This window comes from Burkholderia sp. LAS2 (genome assembly GCF_018417615.1).
In the GTDB taxonomy this organism is placed as follows: domain Bacteria; phylum Pseudomonadota; class Gammaproteobacteria; order Burkholderiales; family Burkholderiaceae; genus Burkholderia; species Burkholderia sola.
In genome coordinates this window covers 588,844-612,467 of sequence record NZ_CP071053.1, presented here as the reverse complement: position 1 = coordinate 612,467, position 23,624 = coordinate 588,844, and the positions used below count along the sequence as shown (strand labels likewise).

General features: G+C 68.0%; 23 protein-coding genes. 12 read left to right on the top strand and 11 right to left on the bottom strand.

Going from position 1 to position 23,624, the window contains the following annotated elements; all coding sequences use genetic code 11:
- Window positions 1-89: 89 nt before the first annotated feature.
- A complete protein-coding gene (locus JYG37_RS23120) occupies window positions 90-680 on the top strand; it encodes a GNAT family N-acetyltransferase (RefSeq protein ID WP_089488967.1) in 591 nt (196 codons plus the stop codon).
- Between the two features lie 41 nt (window positions 681-721).
- Here the strand turns inward: JYG37_RS23120 and tam are convergent, their stop codons facing one another.
- A complete protein-coding gene (gene tam / locus JYG37_RS23115; protein ID WP_124631811.1) occupies window positions 722-1,507 on the bottom strand; it encodes a trans-aconitate 2-methyltransferase in 786 nt (261 codons plus the stop codon).
- Between the two features lie 137 nt (window positions 1,508-1,644).
- Between tam and JYG37_RS23110 the strand changes: the two genes are divergently transcribed.
- Together JYG37_RS23110 and JYG37_RS23105 are read left to right on the top strand one after the other, a co-directional pair.
- Entirely contained in the window at window positions 1,645-2,535 is an 891-nt protein-coding gene (locus JYG37_RS23110; protein WP_089488966.1) for a LysR family transcriptional regulator, read from the top strand.
- A gap of 145 nt (window positions 2,536-2,680) precedes the next feature.
- A complete protein-coding gene (locus JYG37_RS23105; RefSeq protein WP_176016409.1) occupies window positions 2,681-3,964 on the top strand; it encodes a cystathionine gamma-synthase family protein in 1,284 nt (427 codons plus the stop codon).
- 145 nt (window positions 3,965-4,109) lie between these two features.
- On the opposite strand, the gene JYG37_RS23100 is transcribed toward JYG37_RS23105, so the two are convergent.
- Window positions 4,110-4,688: a DUF4142 domain-containing protein gene (locus JYG37_RS23100; protein WP_089489553.1), complete on the bottom strand. Its 579-nt coding sequence runs from the start codon at window positions 4,686-4,688 to the stop codon at window positions 4,110-4,112.
- 404 nt (window positions 4,689-5,092) lie between these two features.
- Window positions 5,093-5,716: an HAD hydrolase-like protein gene (locus JYG37_RS23095; protein ID WP_050014984.1), complete on the bottom strand. Its 624-nt coding sequence runs from the start codon at window positions 5,714-5,716 to the stop codon at window positions 5,093-5,095.
- Window positions 5,717-5,877: 161 nt separating this feature from the next.
- Here JYG37_RS23095 and JYG37_RS23090 point away from each other — a divergent pair, with 161 nt between their 5' ends.
- Together JYG37_RS23090 and JYG37_RS23085 are read left to right on the top strand one after the other, a co-directional pair.
- Window positions 5,878-6,321 (top strand): GNAT family N-acetyltransferase, encoded by a 444-nt coding sequence (locus tag JYG37_RS23090; RefSeq protein WP_050014986.1) that lies wholly within the window; start codon window positions 5,878-5,880, stop codon window positions 6,319-6,321.
- Between the two features lie 57 nt (window positions 6,322-6,378).
- A complete protein-coding gene (locus JYG37_RS23085) occupies window positions 6,379-6,597 on the top strand; it encodes a DUF1653 domain-containing protein (RefSeq protein ID WP_006480837.1) in 219 nt (72 codons plus the stop codon).
- A gap of 29 nt (window positions 6,598-6,626) precedes the next feature.
- On the opposite strand, the gene atpC is transcribed toward JYG37_RS23085, so the two are convergent.
- Complete coding sequence (gene atpC, locus JYG37_RS23080; RefSeq protein WP_050014989.1) at window positions 6,627-7,085, bottom strand: ATP synthase F1 subunit epsilon; 459 nt, start codon at window positions 7,083-7,085, stop codon at window positions 6,627-6,629.
- Window positions 7,086-7,095: 10 nt separating this feature from the next.
- Complete coding sequence (atpG, locus tag JYG37_RS23075) at window positions 7,096-7,977, bottom strand: ATP synthase F1 subunit gamma (RefSeq protein WP_213346495.1); 882 nt, start codon at window positions 7,975-7,977, stop codon at window positions 7,096-7,098.
- Between atpG and JYG37_RS23070 the strand changes: the two genes are divergently transcribed.
- The 4 genes from JYG37_RS23070 to fabI are packed head-to-tail and all read left to right on the top strand — an operon-like array spanning window position 7,970 to window position 12,230.
- Window positions 7,970-9,094 (top strand): phosphate acetyltransferase, encoded by a 1,125-nt coding sequence (locus JYG37_RS23070; RefSeq protein WP_311769354.1) that lies wholly within the window; start codon window positions 7,970-7,972, stop codon window positions 9,092-9,094. The two genes, atpG and JYG37_RS23070, sit on opposite strands and share 8 nt — an antisense overlap.
- A gap of 10 nt (window positions 9,095-9,104) precedes the next feature.
- On the top strand, window positions 9,105-10,313 hold the full coding sequence (locus tag JYG37_RS23065; protein WP_050014993.1) for an acetate/propionate family kinase: 1,209 nt from the start codon (window positions 9,105-9,107) through the stop codon (window positions 10,311-10,313).
- Window positions 10,314-10,321: 8 nt separating this feature from the next.
- On the top strand, window positions 10,322-11,443 hold the full coding sequence (locus JYG37_RS23060; RefSeq protein WP_050014996.1) for an alpha/beta fold hydrolase: 1,122 nt from the start codon (window positions 10,322-10,324) through the stop codon (window positions 11,441-11,443).
- A gap of 28 nt (window positions 11,444-11,471) precedes the next feature.
- A complete protein-coding gene (gene fabI / locus JYG37_RS23055) occupies window positions 11,472-12,230 on the top strand; it encodes an enoyl-ACP reductase FabI (RefSeq protein ID WP_050014998.1) in 759 nt (252 codons plus the stop codon).
- A 21-nt stretch (window positions 12,231-12,251) separates the two neighbouring features.
- On the opposite strand, the gene JYG37_RS23050 is transcribed toward fabI, so the two are convergent.
- From JYG37_RS23050 to JYG37_RS23035, 4 genes are all read right to left on the bottom strand, one after another.
- Window positions 12,252-13,463, bottom strand: coding sequence for a winged helix-turn-helix domain-containing protein (locus JYG37_RS23050; RefSeq protein ID WP_213346494.1), 1,212 nt, complete (start codon window positions 13,461-13,463; stop codon window positions 12,252-12,254).
- Between the two features lie 335 nt (window positions 13,464-13,798).
- Entirely contained in the window at window positions 13,799-14,878 is a 1,080-nt protein-coding gene (locus JYG37_RS23045; RefSeq protein ID WP_213346492.1) for a terpene synthase family protein, read from the bottom strand.
- A gap of 53 nt (window positions 14,879-14,931) precedes the next feature.
- Complete coding sequence (uppS, locus tag JYG37_RS23040) at window positions 14,932-15,702, bottom strand: polyprenyl diphosphate synthase (protein ID WP_213346491.1); 771 nt, start codon at window positions 15,700-15,702, stop codon at window positions 14,932-14,934.
- A gap of 393 nt (window positions 15,703-16,095) precedes the next feature.
- Window positions 16,096-17,484, bottom strand: coding sequence for an MFS transporter (locus tag JYG37_RS23035; protein WP_213346489.1), 1,389 nt, complete (start codon window positions 17,482-17,484; stop codon window positions 16,096-16,098).
- Between the two features lie 389 nt (window positions 17,485-17,873).
- On the opposite strand from JYG37_RS23035, the gene JYG37_RS23030 reads away from it, so the two are divergent.
- Both JYG37_RS23030 and treA read left to right on the top strand, forming a co-directional pair.
- The gene (locus tag JYG37_RS23030) at window positions 17,874-18,503 is read left to right on the top strand and encodes a TetR/AcrR family transcriptional regulator (protein WP_050015006.1); all 630 of its coding nucleotides are present in this window, start codon (window positions 17,874-17,876) and stop codon (window positions 18,501-18,503) included.
- A 137-nt stretch (window positions 18,504-18,640) separates the two neighbouring features.
- Window positions 18,641-20,359 carry an alpha,alpha-trehalase TreA gene (treA, locus tag JYG37_RS23025; protein WP_050015008.1) on the top strand — a complete coding sequence of 573 codons (1,719 nt, stop codon included), beginning with the start codon at window positions 18,641-18,643 and terminating at the stop codon, window positions 20,357-20,359.
- A gap of 120 nt (window positions 20,360-20,479) precedes the next feature.
- Here the strand turns inward: treA and JYG37_RS23020 are convergent, their stop codons facing one another.
- Both JYG37_RS23020 and JYG37_RS23015 read right to left on the bottom strand, forming a co-directional pair.
- Window positions 20,480-21,970, bottom strand: a complete 1,491-nt coding sequence (locus JYG37_RS23020) for a carbohydrate porin (RefSeq protein ID WP_213346487.1) — start codon at window positions 21,968-21,970, stop codon at window positions 20,480-20,482.
- 92 nt (window positions 21,971-22,062) lie between these two features.
- Window positions 22,063-22,332, bottom strand: a complete 270-nt coding sequence (locus JYG37_RS23015; protein ID WP_089489770.1) for a hypothetical protein — start codon at window positions 22,330-22,332, stop codon at window positions 22,063-22,065.
- 1,083 nt (window positions 22,333-23,415) lie between these two features.
- Between JYG37_RS23015 and JYG37_RS23010 the strand changes: the two genes are divergently transcribed.
- Window positions 23,416-23,553: a hypothetical protein gene (locus JYG37_RS23010; protein ID WP_162838124.1), complete on the top strand. Its 138-nt coding sequence runs from the start codon at window positions 23,416-23,418 to the stop codon at window positions 23,551-23,553.
- Window positions 23,554-23,624 lie beyond the last annotated feature (71 nt).

Sequence of the window (23,624 nt, the reverse complement as noted above, 5' to 3'; positions counted from 1 at the left end):
CAAGGACGCGATGCGGCGCGTATTCATCGCACCGACGATTGCATCACGGATACCATCACGCCATCCCGGCGAAGACAGGACACCGACCTATGGATCAAGCCGAACACATCAGCATCGAACCGGCGATCGCGCTTGCCGCCGACGAACTGGACGGCTGTGATTTCTCGTTCGACATCGCATGGGAATTGAACCCGCCGTATCAGGACTTGCTCGATCTTCGCGCACTGCCGGCGCGGCGCAAGGACTACGGCTTCGATCCGGCCGGCTGGGCGAGCGAAGCGTCGGGCCGAACGGCGCTCTTTCGCGCGACGGCCGGCGAACGGCTCGCCGGGTTCGTCGCGATCGAGGAAAGCTGGAACGGCATGGCCGAGATCGCGGAACTGGCCGTCGACCGCCACTGCCGGCGCCAGGGCATCGGGCAGCTCCTGCTCGCGGCCGCGCAAGCGTGGGCGCGCAGCTACGGGTTCGGCTTCATGCGGCTCGAAACGCAGGCGAACAACGTCGCCGCGTGCTCGACGTATGCGCGCGCGGGCTTCGCGCTCGGCGGCCACGATCGCTTCCTGTACGCCGGTGGCGAGCATGCCGGGGAAGTCGCACTGTTCTGGTACAAGGACCTGCGCGACGGGCAGATCGCGCGAAGCCGCACGGTCGACCCGGCATCGGTGCAGCCGGTGCGCTGACGCACCGCGATCCGTCGCGTCAATGCTGGGGCATTGCCGCGTTACTTGCGCGTCGCCACGATGAACAGGCGCGGAAACGGCAGCAGCACCGTGCCGTCGTCCTGTACCGGATAACCGTTCGGCCCGGCGAGCGCGTCGCGATAGCGTGCGACGAACGCGCGCTGTTCCGACGCGTCGAGCGCCGCGAGAAACGGCCGCAGCGCGCTGCCCTTGAACCATTCGACGACCGCCTCCGCGCCGCCGCGCAGCGGGTGGTAATAGATCGTGCGCCACACGTCCACGCGCGAACACAGCGGCGCGAGTAGCGCATGGTAATAGCGCGCATCGAACCGCTCGGTGCGCGCCGCGCCTTTCAGCTTGTCGGCCCACGGCCCGGCCGCGGCGACTTCGCGCATCAGCCGGTGCGCCGGTTCGTCGAGATTGTCGGGCATCTGCACCGCGAGATGGCCGCCCGGCGCGAGCCGGCCGACGAGCATCGGGAACAGCGTGTCGTGCGCAGGTACCCATTGCAGCACCGCATTCGACAGGATCAGGTCATAGCCGCCCGGATCGTCCCAGGCGGCGACATCGGCAAGGTCGAAACGCAGCGCCGGCAGGCGCTTGCGCGCGGCCGCGATCATGTCCGCCGACGCGTCGATCCCATGGATCGTCGCGTCCGGTGCGCGCGCGATCAGCGCTTCCGTCGAATTGCCGGGCCCGCAACCGATATCGATCGCGGTGTGGATCGGCGTGTTCGGCACGGCAGCCAGCAGGTCGCGCACCGGCCGCGTGCGTTCGTCCTCGAACTGCACGTACTGGTTCGCATATTGATCGAGGGGGGGCGTCACGATGAATCTCCTTGTCGACAGGGGAGCGGCGGCGCATCCGCGCACGAGATGCAACGGGCCGTCGATGCAGCGCATTCTGCGACGGCCGGCGACCTTCAGTAAAATGAATTTAATATCGTGATTGATTCAAAATTCTGATGAAGATCGATACGCTCGGTGTCCAGGCTTTCGTCGCGATCGCCGACGGCGGCAGCTTCCGGCAGGCAGCCGATACGCTGCACGTCACGCAAACGGCGATCACGCAGCGGCTGCGCAAGCTCGAAGCGTATCTCGGCGTCGCGCTGGTCGAACGCACGACGCGCCGCACCACGCTGACCGAGATCGGCCGACGTTTCCTGCCGCAGGCGCGCCGGCTGCTGAACGAACTGTCGGACGCGCTGACCGAAATCCGCGAGACGGGCCTGAGCCAGCGCGGCGACGTCACGATCGCGTGCGTGCCAACGGTCGGCGTGCAGTACCTGCCGCGTATCCTGCGCGCGTTCTCCGGGCGCCGGCCGCACGATCGCGTGAAGATTCTCGATCACGCGTCGGCGTCGGTGCTGCAGGCCGTGCTGCGGCGCGAGGCGGAATTCGGCATCAGCATCGCCGGCGACCAGCACCCGGAACTCGTCAGCGTGCCGCTCACGCACGATCCTTACGTACTTGTGTGCCGCGACGATCACCCGCTCGCGAAGCGGCGGCGCATCCGCTGGGCGGCGCTGCAGCCGCATCCGCTGATCTTCGCCGGCGAAGTGAGCGGCAATCGCGGGCTGCTCGAGGGCGCGCTGAAGACGAGCGGCGTGTCGCTGCATTCGTTCTACGAGGTGCAGCGCAGTTCGACGGCGCTCGGGCTCGTCGCGGAAGGGCTCGGCGCGGCCGTCGTGCCGAAGCTTGCGATCCAGAAGAACGCGTATCCGATGATCCGCACGATCGAGCTCGTCGAGCCGTCGGTGTCGCGCACGCTCGTGCTTGTCACGCGCAGGAATGCGCAACTGTCGCCCGCGGCGCGTGCGCTCTACGACATGATCGTCGGGCGGGCCGCACCCTGACGATAGTGTCAGGGGTGCGTCACGAAGCAGCGCCTTCGGGGTAGTATCGCCACACGCGGTCGCGACAAACGGTGCCTACCCGGCGCCGCACGCGTCATGCCACCGCTGCAACGGCCGTTCCTCACCACCCCGCACGGAGCACTGCATGGCCTATCGCAACTACCACAAGCGCAAGATTGCAGACCGGGAACTCCATCCCGAAACCCAGATGATGTCGTACGGCTACGATCCTTTCCTGTCGGAAGGGTCGGTGAAGCCGCCCGTGTTCCTCACGTCGACGTTCGCGTTCCGCACCGCAGAGGACGGCGCCGAATTCTTCGACGTCGTGGCCGGGCGCAAGCCTTTGCCCGAAGGTGAAAGCGCGGGCCTCGTCTACAGCCGGTTCAATCACCCGAACCTCGAGATCGTCGAGGATCGCCTCGCGCTGCTCGACGATTCCGAAGCCGCCGTCGTGACGTCGAGCGGCATGTCCGCGATCGCCGCGATCCTGCTGACCTTCCTGCGGCCGGGCGACTGCGTCGTCCAGTCCGTGCCGCTATACGGCGGCACCGAAACGCTGATCTCGAAGTTCCTGCCCGAGTGGGGCATTCGCTCCGGGGTGATCGCCGACGGGCTGTCCACCCGGGCGATCGGCGCCGCGCTCGAAGCCGCCGTGCAGAAGGGGCACGTGCGGATGTGCTACATCGAGACGCCTGCCAACCCGACCAACGCGCTGTTCGACCTCGAAGGGCTGCGCAGCGAGATCGATGCGTTCGAGGCACGCCACGGCTATCGCCCGCTGTCGGTCTGCGACAACACGCTGCTCGGGCCGCTGTACCAGAAGCCGTCGCGCCAGGGCATCGACCTGAGCGTGTACTCGCTGACGAAATACATCGGCGGGCATAGCGACCTCGTCGCCGGCGGCGTCACCGGCACCCGTGCCCTGATCACGAAGATCCGCGCGTTCCGCAGCACGCTCGGCTCGCAGCTCGACCCGCATTCGTCGTGGATGATCACGCGCTCGATGGAAACGCTCGTGCTGCGCATGCAGCAGGCCGCGCGCAGCGGCAGCGCCGTCGCGCGCTGGCTCGCCGACAATCCGCATCGGCCGGTGCGCGTGCTGCACCCCGAGCTCATCGACGATCCGGCCTACCAGGCCGTCTACCAGCGTCAGTGCAGCGGGCCCGGCTCGACGTTCGCGTTCATCCTCGACGGCGGCCGCGAGCAGGCATTCAGGTTCATCAACCACCTGACGCTCTTCAAGTCCGCGGTCAGTCTCGGCGGCACGGAGTCGCTGATCTGCCATCCGGCGTCGACGACGCATTCGGGCGTGCCGGCCGAGGCGCGCGCAGCGGCGGGCGTGTCGGAAGGGTTGATTCGCGTGTCGGTCGGGCTCGAACATCCGGACGACCTGATCGCCGACCTGTCGTACGCGCTGGAGCATTGCTGATACGCGTGGCATGCGCCCCGTGCGGGTTCGTACGAGGCCGGTCCCCGCCGGCGCGGGGCGGGGGGGGGGGGGGGGGGGGCGCCCCCCCCCCCAGGGCGGGGGAAACGGTGCGCCGCGCGCGATGCGCGGCGCTGCATCGGATGAATTACTGCGCCGATGCGAGGTGATGACGCTGCGCGAGCTTCTGTGCATCCGCGTAGTGCGCCTGCAGGATCGGTAGCGCCTGGCGGGCGACTTCCTTCAGCTTGGTGTCGCGGCCCGATGCGATTTCGGCCTGGAACGCCGAGATCGCCTTCTGCTGGCCGGCGAGCGCGACCTGTTCGATATACGCCTTGTCGAACTCGGCGCCGCGCAGGCTCTTGATGCCGTTCAGCACGGTCGTGTCGGGGTCGTTGGCCGGCACGTCGACGCCGCGCGGGCTGGCCGCGCGCATCGCCTGGATGATCTTCGCATCGTCGGTCGACACGCGTTGCGCGAACGCCTTGACCTGGCTGTCCGACGTGCGCGCATCGGCGATGCGCGCGGCGTCGTGCTGGGTCGACACGGTCTTCGTGCCGTCGTTGATGAAGGTCTGGTCGGCTTCGTGGATGCGCGTCGCGGTCGCGGCCGGCGCAGCCGATGCGCCGGGTGCCGGTTGCGCGGTTTGCGCGGTCGCCGTCACGGCGACGAGAAGCAGGCCAGCGGCAGACAAGGCAAGGCGCGAAAGGTGGGGAAAGCGGTTCATGGGACCTCCTCGATCGGGACTCTGGTTGAAAAACGGATCGTGCGATCCGTCGCTGTGCGAGAGACCGGGCGCGCCCGGGCCGGGTTCGACTGCCGCTCTGCCGCGGCGGCGTTCGAAGTGTTTTCCGGCCCGACTGATTCTAGGAGAGCGGCCGGGTAGCAGGTGCAACCGTGCTGTGGCTTGTGTAACGGTTGGTAAGACGAAACGATGAGCACGCGCGCAGCCCGGTAGGGCGTACCTGATACGCATGTGGCGGCGGCAATTTTTGCGTGCGCGTGGCGCATGCAATGGATGAGATGCGTGCGCGTGTCATCGGCATTTCAGCGGTGCGATGTCGTCGCGGCAGTTGTCGTCGCGGCGCGTCGTGCGAGGGACGGGGTGCGTGCGTGGCGTGCGTGAAAGCGTCACACGCGATCGAGCAGCGCATCGAGGCGCGGCAGCAACGGCGTCGCGCAATGCGCCTGCAACGCGTCGGGCGCGGTGTAGCCCCACGCGACGCCCTGAAATGCAATATGTGCACGCCGAGCCGCGTCGGCATCGCGGATTTCGTCGCCGACGTACAGCACTTCGTCTGCGCGCACTCCGGCCTCGCGAACGAGCGCGCGCAGACGGCGCGCCTTGCCGAACAGCGGAATGCCGCACGCGAAATGGTCGACGCGTGCGCCGGCGCGCGGGCCAAGCCGGTCACGCACGATCTCCTCGGTATTCGACGTGGCGATCGCGATGCGGATGCCGCGCGCGGCGAGCGCGTCGAACGTTTCGGCGACGCCGGGGAACAGTTGCACGTGCGCGACGCGCGGCCGCATCAGGCGGCGCATGTCGATCGTCACGCGCGGCACTTTCCACATCGGCACGCCGAGCGCGCGAACGATGTCGCGCGCCGACATCCCGCGCAGCGCCGGGCGCAGTTCGGGCGTGGCGTCGCGAAAGCCGTGCAGGCGCGAGGCTTCCGTCAGCGCGGCGAGAAAACTGTCGAGCGAATCGGCGAGCGTGCCGTCGAAGTCGAAGGCGATGAGGCGGAAGGTCATGAAGCGGCGTCTCGGGTTTATCGGCGGGTGCCATTGTCGCCGAATCGAGGGTGGCAGTGCGGCTGTTCGTCCACGGCGGACTCCAGTGCCCCTTGTCCCGCCCCCCCACGGCGCGGTATCGTCGATGCTGCGCCTTCCGCCCCTCGAACCGGAGAACAGACGTGCCCGCAGCCACCCCCGCCACGCTGAGAATTTCCACCGACAAGCGCGAACTCGACATCGACGCGATCTTCGATTTCCTGCATCGCGACGCGTATTGGTCGCAGGGCATTCCGCGCGACGTAGTCGAGCGGGCGATCGAGGGCTCGCTGTGCTTCGGCGCGTATGTCGGCGACCGGCTCGTCGGGTTTGCGCGGCTCGTCACCGATCACGCGACGTTCGCGTATCTGTGCGACGTGTTCGTGCTGCCGGCCGAACGCGGCAACGGCTACGGCCGCGCACTGATCGACCATATCTTCGCGCAGCAGATGGTGCAGCGGCTGCGCCGCATCATGCTCGCGACGACCGACGCGCACGCGCTGTACCGGCCGGTCGGTTTCGGTCCGCCCGCGAATCCCGAGCGGCTGATGGAGATCCGCCGGCCCGACATCTACACGAAACGCTGACGCGCGCCGCAGCGCATACAATACGCGCTTTCCGTTTTTGCCGAAGAGAAGCACACCATGACCGAACAGGAAGCCGAACAGCTCGCGACGCACCGCCACTACAAGGGCGGCCTGTACCGCTACATCGGCGTTGCGCGCCATTCCGAAACCGAGGAATCGGTGGTCGTCTACGAGCATCTGTGGCCGCATGCGCGCGGGCTGTGGGTGCGGCCGGAAGCGATGTTCAACGGCAACCTCGAAGACGGCACGCCGCGGTTTCGCAAGCTGCGCGATTGAGCGGGCGGCACCGGGGCCGGCGCCGGCGTCTAGCCCGCGCTGCCCGGCTTGTCGTGCGGCGCCTGTTGCCGCAGCGCCATCGCAAAGAAGCGTCGAATTTCATCCATCAATTCCGTGCGGGCCGACGCGAAATCGAACGCACGCCGGTTTTCGTGCGCGTAGCGCTGGCGCCAGTCGTCGGCCGCATGCCGCGCTTCGCGTGCGCGCAGATCGTCGAGTTCGGGCGTGCGCAACGCGTGATCGGCGATCAGCGTCACGCCGTCGCGGCTGACCTCCAGCACGCCGCCCGCGACGAGCAGGCGGCGATGCTCGCCGGTCGGCGCATCGACGAGCATCACGACGCCCGGCCGGATCCGCGTGAGCAGCGGCGCGTGGTGCGGGTAGATCCCCAGTTCTCCGCTTTCCCCCGGAACGACGACGAAATGCGCGTCGCCGGCATACAGCACCGCTTCCACGCTTACGATGTCGAGCCTCATCGACGTCTTCATGCATGCTCCTTCAGACCGCCGCCGCGCCGGCGACGATTTCGCACAGCTCGGTGGTGATCTGCGCCTGTCGCGTCTTCTGGTACAGGTGCCGCAGTTCGCGCAACACGCGGTCGGCGTTGTCTGTCGCGGTCTGCATGCTGAACATCCGCGCGCATTGCTCGCACGCGTAGTTCTCGACGACGGCCTGATAGAGCGTCGCCTCGACGTAGCGCAGCAGCAACGTGTCGACGACCGGTTTGGGCGCGGGCTCGTACAGATAGTCGGACGCGGGTGCGGACACGGGCGCGCCGTCGGTCGGCGCGCCGGTGTCGAGCCCCACGATCGGCAGCATCGCATCGATGCGCGGCTCGTACGCGAGCGGGCTCGTCAGCCGGTTGTATGCGACGTGTACTTCGTCGAGCTCGCCGTTGACGAACGCGGTCAGCGGCACGAGCAGCGCACCGAGCAACTGCTCGAAGTGCGGCTCGGCGGCCAGGCCGCTCGCACGCGCGGCGATGGTCGCGCCGTGGCGCAGCAGCGGCGCGAGGCCGCGCGCACCGATCACGCTCAACTCGCATGCGACACCGGCACGGTCCCAGCGTTCGAGCGCATCCACGCATTCGACGAGCAGCCGCGCATTGAGCGGGCCGCACAGCCCGCGATCGGTGCTGACGACGATCAGGCCGACGCGGCGCACGGTATCGCGTCGCGCCATCAGCGCCGATACGTGGTCGGGACGGTCTCGCAGCACGCGTTCCGCCATCGCGCCGATGCGCGCCGCATACGGGCGGAACTCGCGCGCGCGTCGCTGCGCGCTCGCCATCTTGGTGCGCGCCATCATTTCCATCGCCTTCGTGATCTTGCGCGTGGACGAGGTACTGGCGATCTTCGAGCGGATTTCGCGTATGTGCATGTCAGGGGGGCGTTGCGGCCGTCCGGATGTCATCGTGCGGATTCATGCTATCGGGACTTCACCTGAAACGATTGACGGAAATCAAACGACTTCGCCCGGTCCCGCACCAGAATCCGTTCACGTGATCCTTGCGAAGGGGCAGTCGATGACCGAATTGCACACGCATCAGAAATACGACGCGCTGATTGCGCGTTGCCACGCGTTGCGGCCTGTGACGGTCGCGGTCGCGCATCCCTGCGACGAGGTATCGCTGCACGCGGCGGCCGCCGCCGCCCGGGCCGGGATCATCGTGCCCATCCTGGTCGGCCCGGTGGCGCGGATCACGATGCTCGCCGCGACGCTCGGTATCGACCTGTCCGGCTATCGTCTCGTGGACGCGCCGCACAGTCATGCGTCGGCGGCGCGCGCCGTCGAGCTGGTGCGCGCGGGCGACGCGCAGGCGCTGATGAAGGGCAGCCTGCACACCGACGAGTTGCTGGCGGAGGTGGTGCGCGCCGACACGGGGCTGCGCACCGGGCGGCGCCTGAGCCACGTGTTCATCATGGACGTGCCGACTTACCCCAAGCCGCTGTTCATCACCGACGCCGCCGTCAATATCCGTCCGACGCTCGAACAGAAGGCCGACATCGCGCAGAACGCGATCGATCTCGCGCATGCGCTCGGCATCGCCCGGCCGAAGGTGGCGATCCTGTCGGCGGTCGAGACGGTCAGCTCGAAGCTGCCGTCGACGCTCGACGCGGCCGCGCTGTGCAAGATGGCCGAGCGCGGCCAGATCACCGGCGCGCTGCTCGACGGGCCGCTCGCGTTCGACAACGCGATCAGCCCGGAGGCCGCGCGGCTCAAGCATCTCGGTTCCGCGGTCGCGGGCGATGCGGACATCCTGCTCGTGCCCGATCTCGAGGCCGGCAACATGCTCGCGAAGGAGCTGACGTTCCTCGCGAATGCCGATGCGGCCGGCATCGTGCTCGGTGCGCGCGTGCCGGTGATCCTGACGAGTCGCGCCGACAGCGAACGCACGCGCCTGGCGAGCTGCGCGGTCGCAGCGCTCGTCGCGGCGGCGGCGCGCGCCACGGCGGCGCCCATGGACGCGCCGGCGATTGCGGCCGACGCACACTGACGAGGCCGCGATGCGACATCCCGTCCTGGTGCTCAACGCCGGCTCGTCGAGCCTCAAGTTCTCGGTCTACGACACGCGCGACGATCGTTCGCTCGATGCGGGCCTGCACGGGCAGGTTGAGAACCTGCATGGCGCACCGCATCTGTTCGTGGCCGATGCGCACGGCGCGACGCTCGCCGACAGCCCGGTCGCGCGACCGGGGCATCAAGGCGCGATCGAGGCGCTGCACGCGTGGTTCGTCGCGCACGTCGGGCGGGAGGCCGGGTTCGACGGCGTCGGGCACCGGGTCGTGCATGGCGGCCCGTATTTCACCGCGCCGGTGCGGATCGACGCGCACGTGCTCGATGCGATCGCGTCGCTTTCGCCGCTCGCGCCGCTGCACCAGCCGCATCATGTCGACGCGATTCGCGCGGTGGCCGCGGTTGCGCCGAACCTGCCGCAGGTCGCGTGTTTCGATACCGCGTTCCATTCGACGGTGCCGGCGCTCGAACGGGAGTTCGCGTTGCCGCGCGCGCTGACCGAGCAGGGCATCGTGCGCTACGGGTTTCACGGGCTGTCGTACGAGTACATCGCGACGGCGCTCGCGGCCCTCGATCCGTCGTGGGTGCAGCACCGGACGGTGGTCGCGCACCTCGGCAACGGCGCGAGCCTGTGTGCGCTCGAGAACGGCCGCAGCGTCGCGACGACGATGGGGTTCACGGCCGTCGACGGGCTGCCGATGGGCACGCGCACGGGCGCGCTGGACCCGGGCGTGATCCTGTATCTGCAGCGTCACGCGGGCCGGTCGCTCGACGAGGTCGAGCATCTGATCTATGCCGAATCCGGCTTGCTCGGCGTATCCGGCGTGTCGAGCGACATGCGCACGCTGCTCGCGAGCGACGCACCGTCGGCCGCGCATGCGGTCGAGCTGTTCGCCTATCGCGCGGCCCGCGAGCTCGCCGCGCTGGCCGGCGTGCTCGGCGGTCTCGACACGCTCGTGTTCACGGCGGGCATCGGCGAGCACGCGCCGCACGTGCGTGAACGGATCTGCAATCGCGCCGCGTGGCTCGGCATCGTGCTCGACGACGCGGCGAACGCGGCCGGCTTGCCGGTGATTTCGAGCGACGCGTCGCGCGTGACGGTGCGCGTGATTCCGACCGACGAGAACCTGATGATCGCGCGCCACACGCGCCGCGTGCTGGACGACGCGATCCCTTCCACGCCGTATCCGACCCGGTGAGACCTCCGATGACAGCACGCGACACGCCTTCCCCTGCCGTCAGCGCCCCCGCGCTGCCGATTTTCTGGCCGATGGCCGCCGCCACGGCGATGTTTGCCGCCGGCTCCGAGATCACGGCGCGCAATCTCCGCTTCCTCGCGGAAGAGGAGAAGCTCCATTTCGAAGCGCATCCGGTGCTCGCATCGGCGAACCGGCCGTTGCTGGAACTGCGGACGATGACGTTCCGCGATTATTCGGTCGCGCCGGCGCACGGGCTGCCGACGATCGTCGATGCGCCGTACGCGGGGCACAGCGCGATGATCGCCGACTACCAGCCGGGGCAGAGCCTGATGCAGACGCTGCGCGAGCACGGCGTGACGCGTCTGTACCTGACCGACTGGCGCTCGGCCACCGAGGACATGAAGGACCTCGAGATCGACCAGTATCTGGCCGAGCTGAACGTGTGCGTCGACGAACTCGGTGGCCGCGTGAATCTCGTCGGCCTGTGTCAGGGCGGCTGGATGTCCGCGATGTATGCGGCGCGTTTCCCGCACAAGGTCGCGAGCCTCGTGCTGGCCGGCTCGCCGATCGACACCGACGCGGGCGACGGCCCGATCAAGCGGATGGTGCACACGTATCCGACGTCGTTCTACGAGGAACTCGTCGCGATGGGCGGCGGGCTGATGCGCGGGCGCTTCATGCTGCGCGGCTGGAAGAACATGCATCCGGACCAGCACTATCTCGCCGAGCACGTCGACCTGTACGAGCATCTCGACGATCCCGAATACCTGCGCAAGCGCGAGGTGTTCGCGAACTGGTACGAAAGCCCGATCGACCTGCCGGGGCGCTGGTACCTGCAGGCGATCGTGCAGATCTTCAAGGAGAACCGGCTCGCGAAGGGCACGTTCGTCGCGCTCGGGCGCACGCTCGACCTGAAGGACGTCGCGTGCCCGGCCTATCTGCTGGGTGGCGAGGCCGACGACATCACGACGCCGGAGCAGGTGTTCGGTGCGCACGATCTTCTCGGGACGCCCGCGTCGCGGATCGAGAGCCGGCTCGTGCCGGGCGGCCATATCGGTCTGTTCATGGGGACGCGCACGCTGACGACGGTGTGGCCCGACATCGCGCGATGGATCGCCGCGCAGCGCTAGGCCGGCGCGGATCGGCAAGGGAGGCGGCATGACGTTGCGACACAAGCGGGGGCTCGTCGTCGGCATTGCGAACGAACAGAGCATCGCGTGGGGATGCGCGCGTGCGTTTTGCCGGGCCGGCGCGACGCTCGCGGTGACCTGGCAGTCGGACAAGACCTTGCCGCACGTCGAGCCGCTGTTCGCGCAACTCGACGCGCCGATCCGGATGCCGCTCGACGTCGGGCGGCCCGACCAGATGGCGGCGGTGTTCGATGCAATCGCGGCCCAATGGGGCGAAATCGACTTCGTGCTGCATTCGGTTGCGTATGCACCGAAGGCCGATCTGCACGGCCGCGTGGTCGACAGTTCGCCGGAAGGCTTCGCGTTGGCGATGGATACCTCGTGCCATTCGTTCATCCGGATGGCGCGGCTCGCCGAGCCTCTGATGACGCGCGGCGGGAGCCTGATGGCGATGAGCTATCTCGGCGCGGAGCAGGTCGTCGCGAACTACGGGGTGATGGGGCCGGTCAAGGCCGCGCTCGAAGCGAGCGTGCGGTACCTGGCGGCCGAACTCGGCGGCGCGGGCATTCGCGTCAACGCGATTTCGCCGGGCGTGCTGCCGACGCGCGCGGCGTCGGGCCTGCCGGACTTCGGCCGGCTGCTCGACGACACCGCGCGCCGGGCGCCGCTGCATCACGCGCTGGACATCGACGACGTCGGCGCGTTCTGCGCGTTTCTCGCCAGCGACGGCGCACGGGCGATCACGGGCGGCACGCACTATGTCGACGCCGGCATGCACATGCTCTAGCGCGCCGGCGGCGCGCGGCGTTCAGGTCCGCGCGAATGCCTGCACGAGGGCCGGCGGCGCGTGGGCGACCGTGACCTCCGGCGTGCCGTGCCACGCCGCGAGTTTCTTCACGGCCTTCGCGACGTCGGCTGCGAGCCCGGCGCCGAACCGCACGCCCGGCTCGACATGCACGGCTTTCAGCTCGAACGTGCCGAGCGTGCGATGCGCTTTCGCATCGACGCGGCCCACCAGCCGGCCGCGATGCAGCACGGGCAGGCAGAAATAGCCGTAGCGCCGCTTGTGCTCGGGCGTATAGCACTCGATCGTGTAATCGAAACCGAACAGCGTCGACGCGCGCCGCCGGTCCCACACGACCGGGTCGAACGGCGACAGCAGCGTCGTGACCGTCGAGCGCAGCGTGTCGGCAGCGGCCGCCGGCAGCAGCGCATCGAGCGAGCGATGCACGTAGGCCGGTTCCTTCCAGTCGTCGATCTGCACCGGAATCAGGTCACCGGCCTCGGCGAGCCGCTCCAGTTCCGCGCGGTACGAACGGCGCGGCAGCCGATAGTAGTCGGCCACCCAGTCCGCGCGCACGACGCCGAGCGCGCGGCACGTGTAGTCGAGCAGCGCAGGCAGCACCGCATCGCGCGGCGGCAGGTCGCGCGTATCGTCCCAGTCGGGCAGCACGCGTTCGCGCACGTCGTACACGCGCTGGAAATTGCGGCGCTCCGACACCATCAGGTCGCCCGTCGTGAACAGCACTTCCAGGTGACGCTTCTCGGGCTTGCGATCCCACCAGCCGTTGCCTTTCACGCCGTCCTCGCGCGCGAAATCGGCCGAGCGCACCGGGCCTTCGTCGCGAATCCGCGCGAGCAGCCGTTCGATCTCCGGACGATTCTGCTCGTGCCATTCGGCCGCATATTTCCAGCCCATCCCCGACGGATCGAGCATCTTGTAGCGCATCAGCCCGAACTGCTCGATCGGCAGGAAACACGCTTCGTGCGACCAGTATTCGAACAGGCGCGCCTCGGCGAGATGTTCGTCGAGCCAGCGCGGCGGGAAATCGCCGAGACGGCTGAACAGCACGAGATACGGGCTGCGTGCGACGACGTGGATGGTGTCGATCTGCAACTGCGCCATCCGGCGGATCGTGTCGAGCACGTCGGACTTGGTCGCCTTGCGGCGCGGCGGGGTGAGCAGGCCCTGTGCGGCGAGATGGAGCGCGCGGGCGGCGGCGGGCGGAAGCGTGAGCATCGGCGAGACGGTCGAGGGTGGCGATCGGGAACCACTTTAGCGCGAAAGCGGCGCGCGCGTGCGACGTGCGGCTGCAACACGTCTGACAATGGTTGACAGATGCGTTTCGCAAGTTTCCCTATAGTGCAGTTCATGGCGCGACGATCAATGCGCGCAACGATTCCGCTTCCGACGCACATATGTCCATGGCACGCAGGAAGCGAATCCGGGATTCCCGACCCCCATCGGGAGACCCGGAGCCCTGAGCGGACATCCATGCGGCTGTGCACCGGCCCCGTGTGGATGTCCGCTGATTTTTTTGTTTTTCCGGTTTTCACCCATTGCCGCGCGACGGGTCATGCCGCGGCGCTCGTCTGTCCGGGCCGCAGCGCGCGGGACAGGTCGTAGTGTTTCGCCGCGCCGTAACGCGGCGAACCGAAGTGCCAGTCGTAATTGCCGCGAATGTACGTCCGGGCCTCGTCGAGCAGGCGCAGCGACGCGCGGTCGTCGGTGCGCGCACGTACCTGTTTTTCCAGATCGAGATAACGCGCGAGATAGCCGTTGTGGATGTCTGCCGCCGTGTCGAGCGCGGCTTGCGGCGCGAGCCCGCGTTCGTGCATCAGGACGCAGACGAGATTGCTGCTCGATTCGCCAGCTTCTTTCGGATACGAAAAGATGTCGTTGCACAGGCAGAGGATCAGGCCGGACAGCTTGCGCAGGCGCTCGACTCCTTCGTCGGCGTAGAACGCGGCGGGCGCTTCGTAGCCGGCGGCGATATCGATCAGCGCGAACGCGCCTTCGCCGCAGCCGTTATAGGTGCGACCGGAAAGGTACTCGGCCGTGTCGGGCGCGACGTCGGTCGCGAACCGGCCGGCTTCCCACAGCGTCGAGAACAGGAACGTCATCATCCCCGCGACCCAGCGTGCGTACTGCACGCGCGTGGACGTCGCGGCGATACGCGCGCACACATCTTGAGTCGCCCGTTGCAGGGCGGGCAGGAACGCGGCCAGGTGCGGCAGGCGCGCCGCCAGCGCGGCGCGCAGCGGTGCCGGATCGTGGCCGGTCGGATCGGCAATCATTTCGTACAGCCACAGGTAGAGCGCGCCGAGCTCGCCGGGCGTGCGCGCGACGCCGTGCAGGCTGCACAGGCCGTCGTCGATCGCGAAGATCCAGCCGTACGCGCGGGTCGTCGTGCACAGGCCGTCGAAGGTGGCGTGCGCATAGACGCGCGAGCAGTATTCGCCGACCTTGCCGTGACGGATGCCGTTGGCCCAGCGCGGATCGTCGAGCAGGCCATGGCCGTTCATCCACGCGAGCAGGTCGGCTTCGGCGCGGTCGGCGTCGGGATGCACCGGCGTTTCGAACGGGTGGAACAGGTGCGGCAGCACGAGCGTGGGCGCGGCGGCTTCGGCGGCAACGGTTTCGGCGGTGAACATGGCGTACCTCGCGGATGGCGGGTGACAACAGGTGTCGTGAAGGGGGGGGCGGCCTACATGCCGAACCGGCGCGCGCGCTTGCCGTATGCATCGATCGCCTGTTCGAAATCGTCGCGTCCGAAATCGGGCCAGCACGTCGGCGTGAAATAGAACTCCGAGAAAGCGGTTTGCCACAGCATGAAATTCGACAGGCGTTGCTCGCCGGACGTGCGGATCACGAGGTCCGGCTCCGGCTGGCCGGCCGTATAGAGCCGGCTCGCGATCAGCTCCGGGCTGAGCTGCGCGAGCAACTGATCGACGGTGCCGGCCGCGACGTGCTCCGCGATCAGCGAGCGGACTGCGTGCAGCAGGTCGAGGCGGCCGCTGTACGCGACCGCGATGTTCACATCGAGCCCGCACGCGTGGGCCGTGCGTTGTTGCGCGGCAACGATGCGCTCGGCTGTCGCGGGCGGCAACTTCGTCAGGTCGCCGATCACGTGCAGGCGCCAGCGGCCGCCGGCGGCGAGCTCGTCGAAGACGTCGGCGATCACCGCGAGCAGACCGCACAATTGAGCGGCGTCGCGATTGAGATTTTCGGTGGACAGCGGCCACAGCGTCACGAACGGGATCCCGGCTTCCTCGCACCACGACAGCAGCGCATGCACGTTGCGCCCGCCGGCCCGATAGCCGTCGACGGCCGGCAGGCCGAGACGGTCCGCCCAACGCCGGTTGCCATCGAGAATGACGGCAAGATGCGTCGGCAACGGCGGCCGGGCCGTCTCTGATGCGGCAGGCGAGTCGATGGCGAACGTTGCCGGCGCGCGCAGAATCAGCTCTTGAGTCATGGCGACTCCTTCGAGGCGAGGAAGCGATCGAAACGTGAAACAGCAGATGGGATCGTTATGGCGACTGCCGCATGCCGGCGTGGGAATTCTGTTCGCACCGATGCGAGCGATTATTATTGATCAATGAATTTCGGATTTTCAAGTCATTCGCATGCACCATTTCTCGGCGCGCCAGCGCAAGCGACCGAGCAGGCGTGGCGGGGTGCCGGCCGATATCGAAAGCGGTGATGCGCAGTCGATTTTCGAGCCGATGTTATTTCGACATGCGGATACGGCGAATGCTTTTTGCGTTTCGCGAGATTGAATAAATCGCGGAATTGGAAAATAAAGCGATGCAATACGCGGGCGACCGATTGCGGCGAAAACGTTTCCGCCGCGTCGGCCGTCGGGCGCTTATGCCCGCTTGCCGCGCGCGACTTCGTCGCCGGCGCCGGGCGGCAGCCGCTGCGTGATCGGAATCGACGCGAACGAGCACAGCCCGACCACGAGGAACGCGGGCCAGAAATCCGACCACATCATCGTCTGATGGCCCTGGAGCCAGTGCGACACGTGCAGCACGAGGCCGGCCACCGTCACGCCGAGGCCGAGCGACATCTGCTGGACGACGCTGCCGAGGCTCGTCGCGCGACCTGCGTCGCGCGGCGAGATGTCCGCGTAGATCATCGAATTCAGGCTCGTGAACTGCAGCGCGGGGAAGATGCCGCCGACCAGCACGATCAGCCAGATCGTCCAGGTCGCCATGCCGGGATGGAACACGCCGTACGCGGCGATCGCGAGGCCCGCGAATGCCGCGTTGTAGATCAGCACCGTGCGAAAACCGAAGCGGCGCAGCGTATGCGTGGCGGTCGAACGGCTGACCGCGCCGCCGAGCGCGGACGCGCACGTGATGAGCCCCGAGTGGAACGCGCTCATGCCGAGCCCTTCCTGCAGCGCGAGCGGCAGCAGGAACGGCACTGCGCCGAGCCCGATGCGGAACAGCGACCCGCCGACGACGCTCGCGTGGTACGTCGGGATCTTCAGAAAACTGAGGTCGAGCACTGGGCGTTCCTTGCGGCGCGCGTACGGCACGTACAGCGCGAGCATCGCGGCGCCGGCCGCGCACATGATGATGGCGTTCGAGCGCGACGTGAGCGAACCGTCGATCAGCGTGAGGCCCATCAGCAGCAACGCGGCGCCGCTGGCCGACAGCAGGAAGCCGAACCAGTCGAGCGGGCCCGGATCGGGCTCGTGCGTGTTCGCGATGTGCTTGCTGGCGAGGTAGATCCCGTAGATGCCGATCGGCACGTTGATGAAGAAGATCATCCGCCAGTGCAGGTAGGTCGTGATGAAGCCGCCGACGAGCGGCCCGACCGTGGGCCCGAACAGCGCGGGAATCGCGAGGTAGTTCATCGCGCGCACGAGATCGGCGCGCGGCACCGCGCGGAAGATGATGATGCGGCCGACCGGGACCATCATCGCGCCGCCGACGCCCTGGATGAAGCGCGCGAACGTGAGCACGCCGAGCGAGTTGGATGCCGCGCACATCAGCGAGCCGACGACGAAGATGCCGATCGCGGTGCGGAACACGGCGCGCGCGCTGAAGCGGTCGGCGAGCCAGCCGCAGATCGGAATGAACACGCCGAGACCGACCACGTAGGCCGTGATCGCAATGTTCAACGTGACGGGGTTGTGCCCAAAGTCCCTCGCCATCGCGGGCAGGGCGGTGACGATGATGTTCGCGTCGACGCTTTCCATGAACAACGCACAGGCAACGATGAGCGGTGCTAGAAAGACGGGCGACATGGGCAGGGCGCGCGGTAAAGACGCCATTATGCCCACAATGTGACCGCTGCGTCACGTACGACAACAGTTGTTCCGCATGTTGCAACAGTCGTCTTTTCCGGCGGATGGCGCGGAAAGGACGACCGCGCACGTGTGAGCGATGTGCTGCCTGGGCGATGAACGACGCGGCATCGTCGTCGCGATGCGCACGCGTTTTCGATGCGAGGCCGGAGGTTGACGCGGTGATCTGCGAACCGCTTGCCGCACGGCAAGTCGACCGCGCGTTCGCGTTGGAATGCGCGACGAGCGGGGACGACGTTGGGCCCGGTCATGTCGATTCCTTTTGACGGCGTGTCCGTGCGTTTCTAGAATATGAGCACTTGCTCACATTCGAAAGCCGCCTTCCCGCCATGTCCGAATCGTCGTCGCGCATTCCGCTTTCGCCGCGCAAGGCGCCGCGCCAGCGCCGCTCGGTGGCGACCGTCGATGCGATCGTCGAGGCTGCCGCCCGCATTCTGGAGCGCGACGGCTTCGACGGTTACACGACGAACGCGGTGGCCGCGCTGGCCGGCGTGAGTATCGGCTCGCTCTACCAATACTTCCCGAACCGCGATGCATTGACGGCCGCGCTCGTCGAGCGCGAGAGCGCGCGTCTGCTCGACGACGTCGACCGGGCCGCCGCGCTGTCGTGCTGTGACGACGTGCTGCGCACGCTGGTGCGCGGGGCCGTCGCGCATCAGATGCGCCGGCCGGTGCTCGCGCGGCTGATCGATTTCGAGGAGGCGCGCTTGCCGCTCGGCGCGCGCACCGCGCGCGTCGCGGACCGCATCCACGCGACCTTGCTGCATGCGCTCGGGCTGCGCGATGCGCCGCGCGTCGCCGCGCCCGGCGTCGTGGCACACGATCTGCTCGCGATCGTGAAAGGCATCGTCGATGCGGCGGGCGCGCGCGGCGAGACCGATGCGGATGCACTCGAAGCGCGTGCGTGGCGGGCGGTACGCGGCTATCTCCGCGAGTCGCGCGAATCGAAACTTGCTTGACATGCATGTTTCGTGCGACAGTCAGGCCCATTCGCACCACAACATGACGCGTATCGATCGAAGGCCATCGAGACGAACGCGCGCGCGAACGAGACCTCGTGCCGATCCACTCACCATTCGAAAGGAGGGGACACGCCATGACGTCACGTCGTGCCGCACCGCTTGCATCTCGCTTCCCGTCGCGTCAGTCACCGCCCGCGCCGCGTCCGCGCTGGGCGGCCGCACTGGCCATTGCCTATCTCGCCGTCGCCGGCTGCGCCGCGCAGGCCGACAATGCGCACCAGGCCGCCGCGCAAGCGGCGAGCCCGTCCGCGTTGCCGGCCACCCCCGCAGCCGCATCCGCTCCCGCGTCCGGCACGCTGCTGCCGCCGCCGAGCCAGCTCTACGGCGACCTGTTCGTCGCGGTGCAGACCGCGCAGCTCTATCCCGACCAGAAGACCTTCGTCGACGCCACGCCCGATACCGATCCCGCGACGATCGTGCAGTTGTATCAGCAACAGAAATCGCAGCCGGGCTTCTCGCTGAAGGCGTTCGTCGACCAGCATTTCACGCCGCCCGCGACAGGCGGCGTGACGCCGCCGCCGAACCAGACGCTGCGCCAGCACATCGACTGGCTGTGGCCGCAGCTCACGCGCACGAGCACCGCGGCGCCCCCGTACAGTTCGCTGATTCCGCTGCCGAAGCCGTACGTCGTGCCGGGCGGCCGCTTCCGCGAAGGCTACTACTGGGACACCTATTTCACGATGCTCGGGCTGCAGGTGTCGGGGCGCGAGGATCTCGTCGACGACATGCTCGACAACTTCGCATACCTGATCGATACGATCGGGCACATCCCGAACGGCAATCGCACGTACTACGCGAGCCGCTCGCAGCCGCCGTTCTTCGCGTACATGGTCACGCTCGCCGCGCAGGTCGAAGGCGACAAGGTCTACCAGAAATACCTGCCGGCGCTGCGCAAGGAGCACGCGTACTGGATGCAGGGCGAAACCACGACACCGCGCGGGCAGGCGACGCGCAACGTGGTCGCGATGCCCGACGGCGCCGTGCTGAACCGCTACTGGGATGCGAGCGACACGCCGCGCGACGAGTCGTATCTCGAGGACGTGACGACCGCGAAATCGGTGCCGTCCCGGCCGGCGAACGAGGTGTACCGCGACCTGCGCGCGGGCGCCGAAAGCGGCTGGGACTACAGCTCGCGCTGGTTCGGCGACGGCAAGACGCTCGCGACGATCCGCACGACGTCGATCGTGCCGGTCGACCTGAACAGCCTGATGTTCCATCTCGAGACGACGATCGTGAAGGGCTGCGTGGTCACGCGCGACATCGCGTGCGTGGCCGATTTCTCGGCGCGCGCGGGGCGGCGTGCGGCCGCGATCAATCACTACCTGTGGAATCGTCGCGGCTATTACGGCGACTATGACTGGCAGTTGCGCAAGCCGCGCGACGGCGTGACGGCGGCCGCGCTGTATCCGCTGTTCGCGGGCGTCGCGTGGCCGGAGCGCGCGAAGGCGACCGCGCGCGAAGTGCGCAAGACGCTGCTGCAGCCGGGCGGGCTCGCGACGACGACCGAGAACACGGGCCAGCAGTGGGATGCGCCGAACGGCTGGGCGCCGCTGCAGTGGATCGCGATCGACGGGCTGCGCCGTTACGGCGAACCGGCGCTCGCGAAGGACATCGGCACGCGTTTCCTGTCCGACGTGAAGCAGGTGTACGCGGCCGAAGGCAAGCTCGTCGAGAAGTACGTGGTCGAGGGCACCGGAACGGGTGGCGGCGGGGGCGGCGAATATCCGTTGCAGGACGGCTTCGGCTGGACCAACGGCGTCACGCTGAAACTGCTGGGGCTGTACGGCGAGTAACGCACGGCGGCGCGGGCCTAACGCACGGCGGCGCGGGCCGCATGCTCGCACGGCAAGCCACCACATGAGCCGGGCCGTCGCGCAAGCGGCCGTCCGGCCCGTGCCTCGATGCGGCGGGCATCAGAACGTGATCGTCGTGCGCACGCCGACCACCGTCTCGTCGCCGATGCGCGCGCCGGCCGCATTCGGGTTCGGGATGCCGCCGCCCGGACGGAAGAAGTGCTGCAGGTCGGCCTGCACTTGCCACCACGGCGCGACCTGATACTGGTACGTCGCCTCGATGACCGTCTCCGCGCGGCGCACCGGATAGCCGGGCGTCGTGTACGCGCCGGTGTCGCCGTCGAGGCCGCGCGCATGCGAGCCGATCTTCGCGTAGCCGATCGCGATGCCGGCGACGTCGTTGTCGCGTCCGACGAACGGCGCCTTCAGCGTCACGCCCGCATTGGCCGCGAAATCGACGATATTGCGATCGCCCGGCGAGCCCATCACGCGCGCGAACACGCCGACCGAGCGCGGGCTGTCGGCCGACGGCCGCCACACCATCTGGTCCGCGACCGCATAGAAGCCGTAGTTGCCGCGATGCGTGGCGGGCGTACCGTTGCTCGCCGGATCGGCGAGCGACAACCCGTCGGTGCCGTAGCGTGGATCGTTCGCGTGCTGCGACTGATACCAGGCGCCGAGTTTGTACGTGCCGGGCAGGCCGGCCGGCGGCGGCGCCTTCGGATCGGCGGCCGGCGCGTTCAGCGCGTACTGCACTTCGCCGATCACGAATGCGCCGCTGCGCAGGTTGAAGTTGGCGCCGTGCGCGTTCAGCACCTGCGCGTCGCCGTCGCTGCGGCCGGCCGGGTTGCCGTCGAACACGCCGACCATCGCGGTCCACGCGTCGGCCGGCTTCACGCGCAGACGCACGCCAAGCGCCGACAGCGGATACGCGGGGCCGCCGGACGGCAGGTCGGTGGACGGCAGCACGGGCCAGCCGAACGTCGCGTTCATGAACGTCGCCGCGTTCTCGCTCACCATGAATTCCTGGTCGACGCTCTGCTGGCCGACTTTCACGTCGACCTTGCCGTCGAGCAGCGACTGCTGATACCAGAGCTCCCACAGGCGCGTGGTCGAATTGGCTTCGATGCCGGTCGCGGTCTGCAACGTCTGCAGGTAGCGCTGCGAGAGGTTGGTGCCGTGGATCTGCAGCCCCGACACGTTGAACGTACCGCCCGGCAGGCCGATCGCCTTGCCGGTGTCGACGTTGAAGCCGAATTGCGTGAGCCCCTGGTACGCGCCGCCGCGCCCCGTGCCGCCGGACGTGTTGTACAGGTACTCGCTGGTTTCCTGCAGGCTCAGCGTGACGCCGTGATGGTCGAGCACGTCGCGCAGGCCGCCGATGTTGCCGAGCAGGTTCGAGCGCTCCCACAAGCCGGTGGGAGCGGGCGCGGCAGCATCGGCGGCCTGTTGTTGCGCGGGGGCGGCCGCATCGCGCGCGCCGGCCGCCGGTTCGGTTGCGGCGGGAGACGTCGCTTGCGCGAATGCGGGTGCGGCGGCGAACGACAGCAGCAGCGCGGCGAGCGCATCGACGCGACGCTTGCGCGGGACGGGTGCGAGAGTGTTCTTCATTTGGTTCCGTTGGCAGTTTGATTCGTTAGGCTGAAGAAACGGGAACGGGATGCGGGACGCATGGCGAGACGGCCCGCACGGACGCAGAGGGATTACGGCAGCCAGCCGCCGACGCGCCATACCTGCGCGAAGCCGACGCGTGGCGCGACCGAGCAAAGCAGCGCGGCGAGCGCGACCGCGGCCGCCGTCGCGGCGATCAGCACGCAATCGAGCAGGCGGGGCGCCGCCGGCACATGGGCGAGCGCGAAGCCGCGGCAGTTGCTCAACACATGGGTGAGCGGCGAAAGGCCGGAAACGAACGAGCGGTCGCACGCGACGTGCACGACGCGCTTGAGCCTGACCGCGAACGATTGAAAGAACATGACGCTGCCTCCGTTTCCGTCCGGCGAACGCCGGACGACGTGATCGAGCGCGGGTGCGTGACGCGACCCTGCGATCGGAGGATGGAACATAACGGAGCGTGCGACTGACGAACCGGCGATGGCCGGCCCGGGAGGAGGCGCGCTAACCCGACGAATGCGAGCTAGCGGCGAAAGACATGTGTCTGGCTGCTATCTCGCGATGGCTTGGCCGGCCTGGACCGGCATCGAACTGCAACTAGAGCATGTGTCCACGGAGGGACTCCCTTGATGAATTGGGGCGGATTGTAGTCGCGACTTTTGCTGCGGCGCAAGCAGAAAACGCACGAAAGATGCGCTGTGTCGCGTGCGCGTCGCCGCAGGGCGGGGCTGGCACTTGGCCGCCGGGCGATCGTCAAAAGGATGCGCAGTAGGGTGCCGCGGCCGTTGCTCGCACGCATCGGCGCCCGGCCGCGTGATGATGGCGCTGAAAGGTTTCGGAACGTTATTTCGAGGGCAAATCTTTCAGTCGCGTCAGGCGGGGAATTTATTTCGAAAAATGGGGTTTCAAGGGGTTGACTTCACTTTCGGGCGGTCCATAGAATCCGCCATCTTCACTCTTGGGGCCGCCGCCTTGGACGCCTGCAGTAGTCGATCTTCGAACGACATTTCCGCCTGAGCGACCGACGTCCGCGCCTCATCGACGCCGCCGTTTGTCTCCCGGGCAAACGGTGCGCGCAGCAGTATTCCGCAGCCACTCCCTACGTGCACCCTGATTCGCGCCGGTTAGCGTGATGCGTTCTCGCATGCGTTGCCCGGTTTCACCGCCGCCAGGCAGGCGGCCGCGTTCGCGCATCCGTTCTCCGGGCGCGCGAACGCCGGCCCGCCCGCCGGACGGCGGTCAACCGTGTTCTCCGGAACACCGCACAGGAGCCGCCGTGAACGACAGTGACAGTTGTCCCTTATGCCCGTTGCATACGCAGACCCTTTTGAACCCGGGTCGCGGGGACACGCCGGCCGCCTAGCCTGACACGTCGTTCAGGCACCGGACTGGCCCCGCGCCCACGACGCGGCCGGCACGATGCCGTCGCCGCACGGAGCCAGACCATGAACTTCGGCCTTCTGCTGTCGAACCTTCCGCACGTCACGGAATCGCGCCACCATTACGACGCGATGCTGACGCTCGACGCCCGTCCGCGGGTGTTCTCCCGCCTGCTGAACCAGCTGAAAGCGTTGATCCACTGAAAAGAAGCGTCGAGCGCGCCTCGGCATGCGCACGCGCGCCCGCCTTCGAGCGGCCGTCCCGCGCGCATGCC

Excerpts from the sequence above, each read along its gene's own strand:
- JYG37_RS23035 (WP_213346489.1), bottom strand. The coding sequence starts at position 17,484 with ATGTCGCCCGTCTTTCTAGCACCGCTCATCGTTGCCTGTGCGTTGTTC.
- JYG37_RS23120 (WP_089488967.1), top strand. The coding sequence starts at position 90 with ATGGATCAAGCCGAACACATCAGCATCGAACCGGCGATCGCGCTTGCC.
- JYG37_RS23110 (WP_089488966.1), top strand. The coding sequence starts at position 1,645 with ATGAAGATCGATACGCTCGGTGTCCAGGCTTTCGTCGCGATCGCCGAC.
- JYG37_RS23050 (WP_213346494.1), bottom strand. The coding sequence starts at position 13,463 with ATGCTCACGCTTCCGCCCGCCGCCGCCCGCGCGCTCCATCTCGCCGCA.
- JYG37_RS23105 (WP_176016409.1), top strand. The coding sequence starts at position 2,681 with ATGGCCTATCGCAACTACCACAAGCGCAAGATTGCAGACCGGGAACTC.
- JYG37_RS23045 (WP_213346492.1), bottom strand. The coding sequence starts at position 14,878 with ATGTTCACCGCCGAAACCGTTGCCGCCGAAGCCGCCGCGCCCACGCTC.
- uppS (WP_213346491.1), bottom strand. The coding sequence starts at position 15,702 with ATGACTCAAGAGCTGATTCTGCGCGCGCCGGCAACGTTCGCCATCGAC.
- JYG37_RS23070 (WP_311769354.1), top strand. The coding sequence starts at position 7,970 with ATGTGCATGTCAGGGGGGCGTTGCGGCCGTCCGGATGTCATCGTGCGG.
- JYG37_RS23100 (WP_089489553.1), bottom strand. The coding sequence starts at position 4,688 with ATGAACCGCTTTCCCCACCTTTCGCGCCTTGCCTTGTCTGCCGCTGGC.
- JYG37_RS23020 (WP_213346487.1), bottom strand. The coding sequence starts at position 21,970 with ATGAAGAACACTCTCGCACCCGTCCCGCGCAAGCGTCGCGTCGATGCG.
- JYG37_RS23015 (WP_089489770.1), bottom strand. The coding sequence starts at position 22,332 with ATGTTCTTTCAATCGTTCGCGGTCAGGCTCAAGCGCGTCGTGCACGTC.
- JYG37_RS23010 (WP_162838124.1), top strand. The coding sequence starts at position 23,416 with ATGAACTTCGGCCTTCTGCTGTCGAACCTTCCGCACGTCACGGAATCG.
- JYG37_RS23085 (WP_006480837.1), top strand. The coding sequence starts at position 6,379 with ATGACCGAACAGGAAGCCGAACAGCTCGCGACGCACCGCCACTACAAG.
- JYG37_RS23060 (WP_050014996.1), top strand. The coding sequence starts at position 10,322 with ATGACAGCACGCGACACGCCTTCCCCTGCCGTCAGCGCCCCCGCGCTG.
- treA (WP_050015008.1), top strand. The coding sequence starts at position 18,641 with ATGACGTCACGTCGTGCCGCACCGCTTGCATCTCGCTTCCCGTCGCGT.
- JYG37_RS23065 (WP_050014993.1), top strand. The coding sequence starts at position 9,105 with ATGCGACATCCCGTCCTGGTGCTCAACGCCGGCTCGTCGAGCCTCAAG.
- fabI (WP_050014998.1), top strand. The coding sequence starts at position 11,472 with ATGACGTTGCGACACAAGCGGGGGCTCGTCGTCGGCATTGCGAACGAA.
- JYG37_RS23095 (WP_050014984.1), bottom strand. The coding sequence starts at position 5,716 with ATGACCTTCCGCCTCATCGCCTTCGACTTCGACGGCACGCTCGCCGAT.
- atpC (WP_050014989.1), bottom strand. The coding sequence starts at position 7,085 with ATGAAGACGTCGATGAGGCTCGACATCGTAAGCGTGGAAGCGGTGCTG.
- JYG37_RS23030 (WP_050015006.1), top strand. The coding sequence starts at position 17,874 with ATGTCCGAATCGTCGTCGCGCATTCCGCTTTCGCCGCGCAAGGCGCCG.
- atpG (WP_213346495.1), bottom strand. The coding sequence starts at position 7,977 with ATGCACATACGCGAAATCCGCTCGAAGATCGCCAGTACCTCGTCCACG.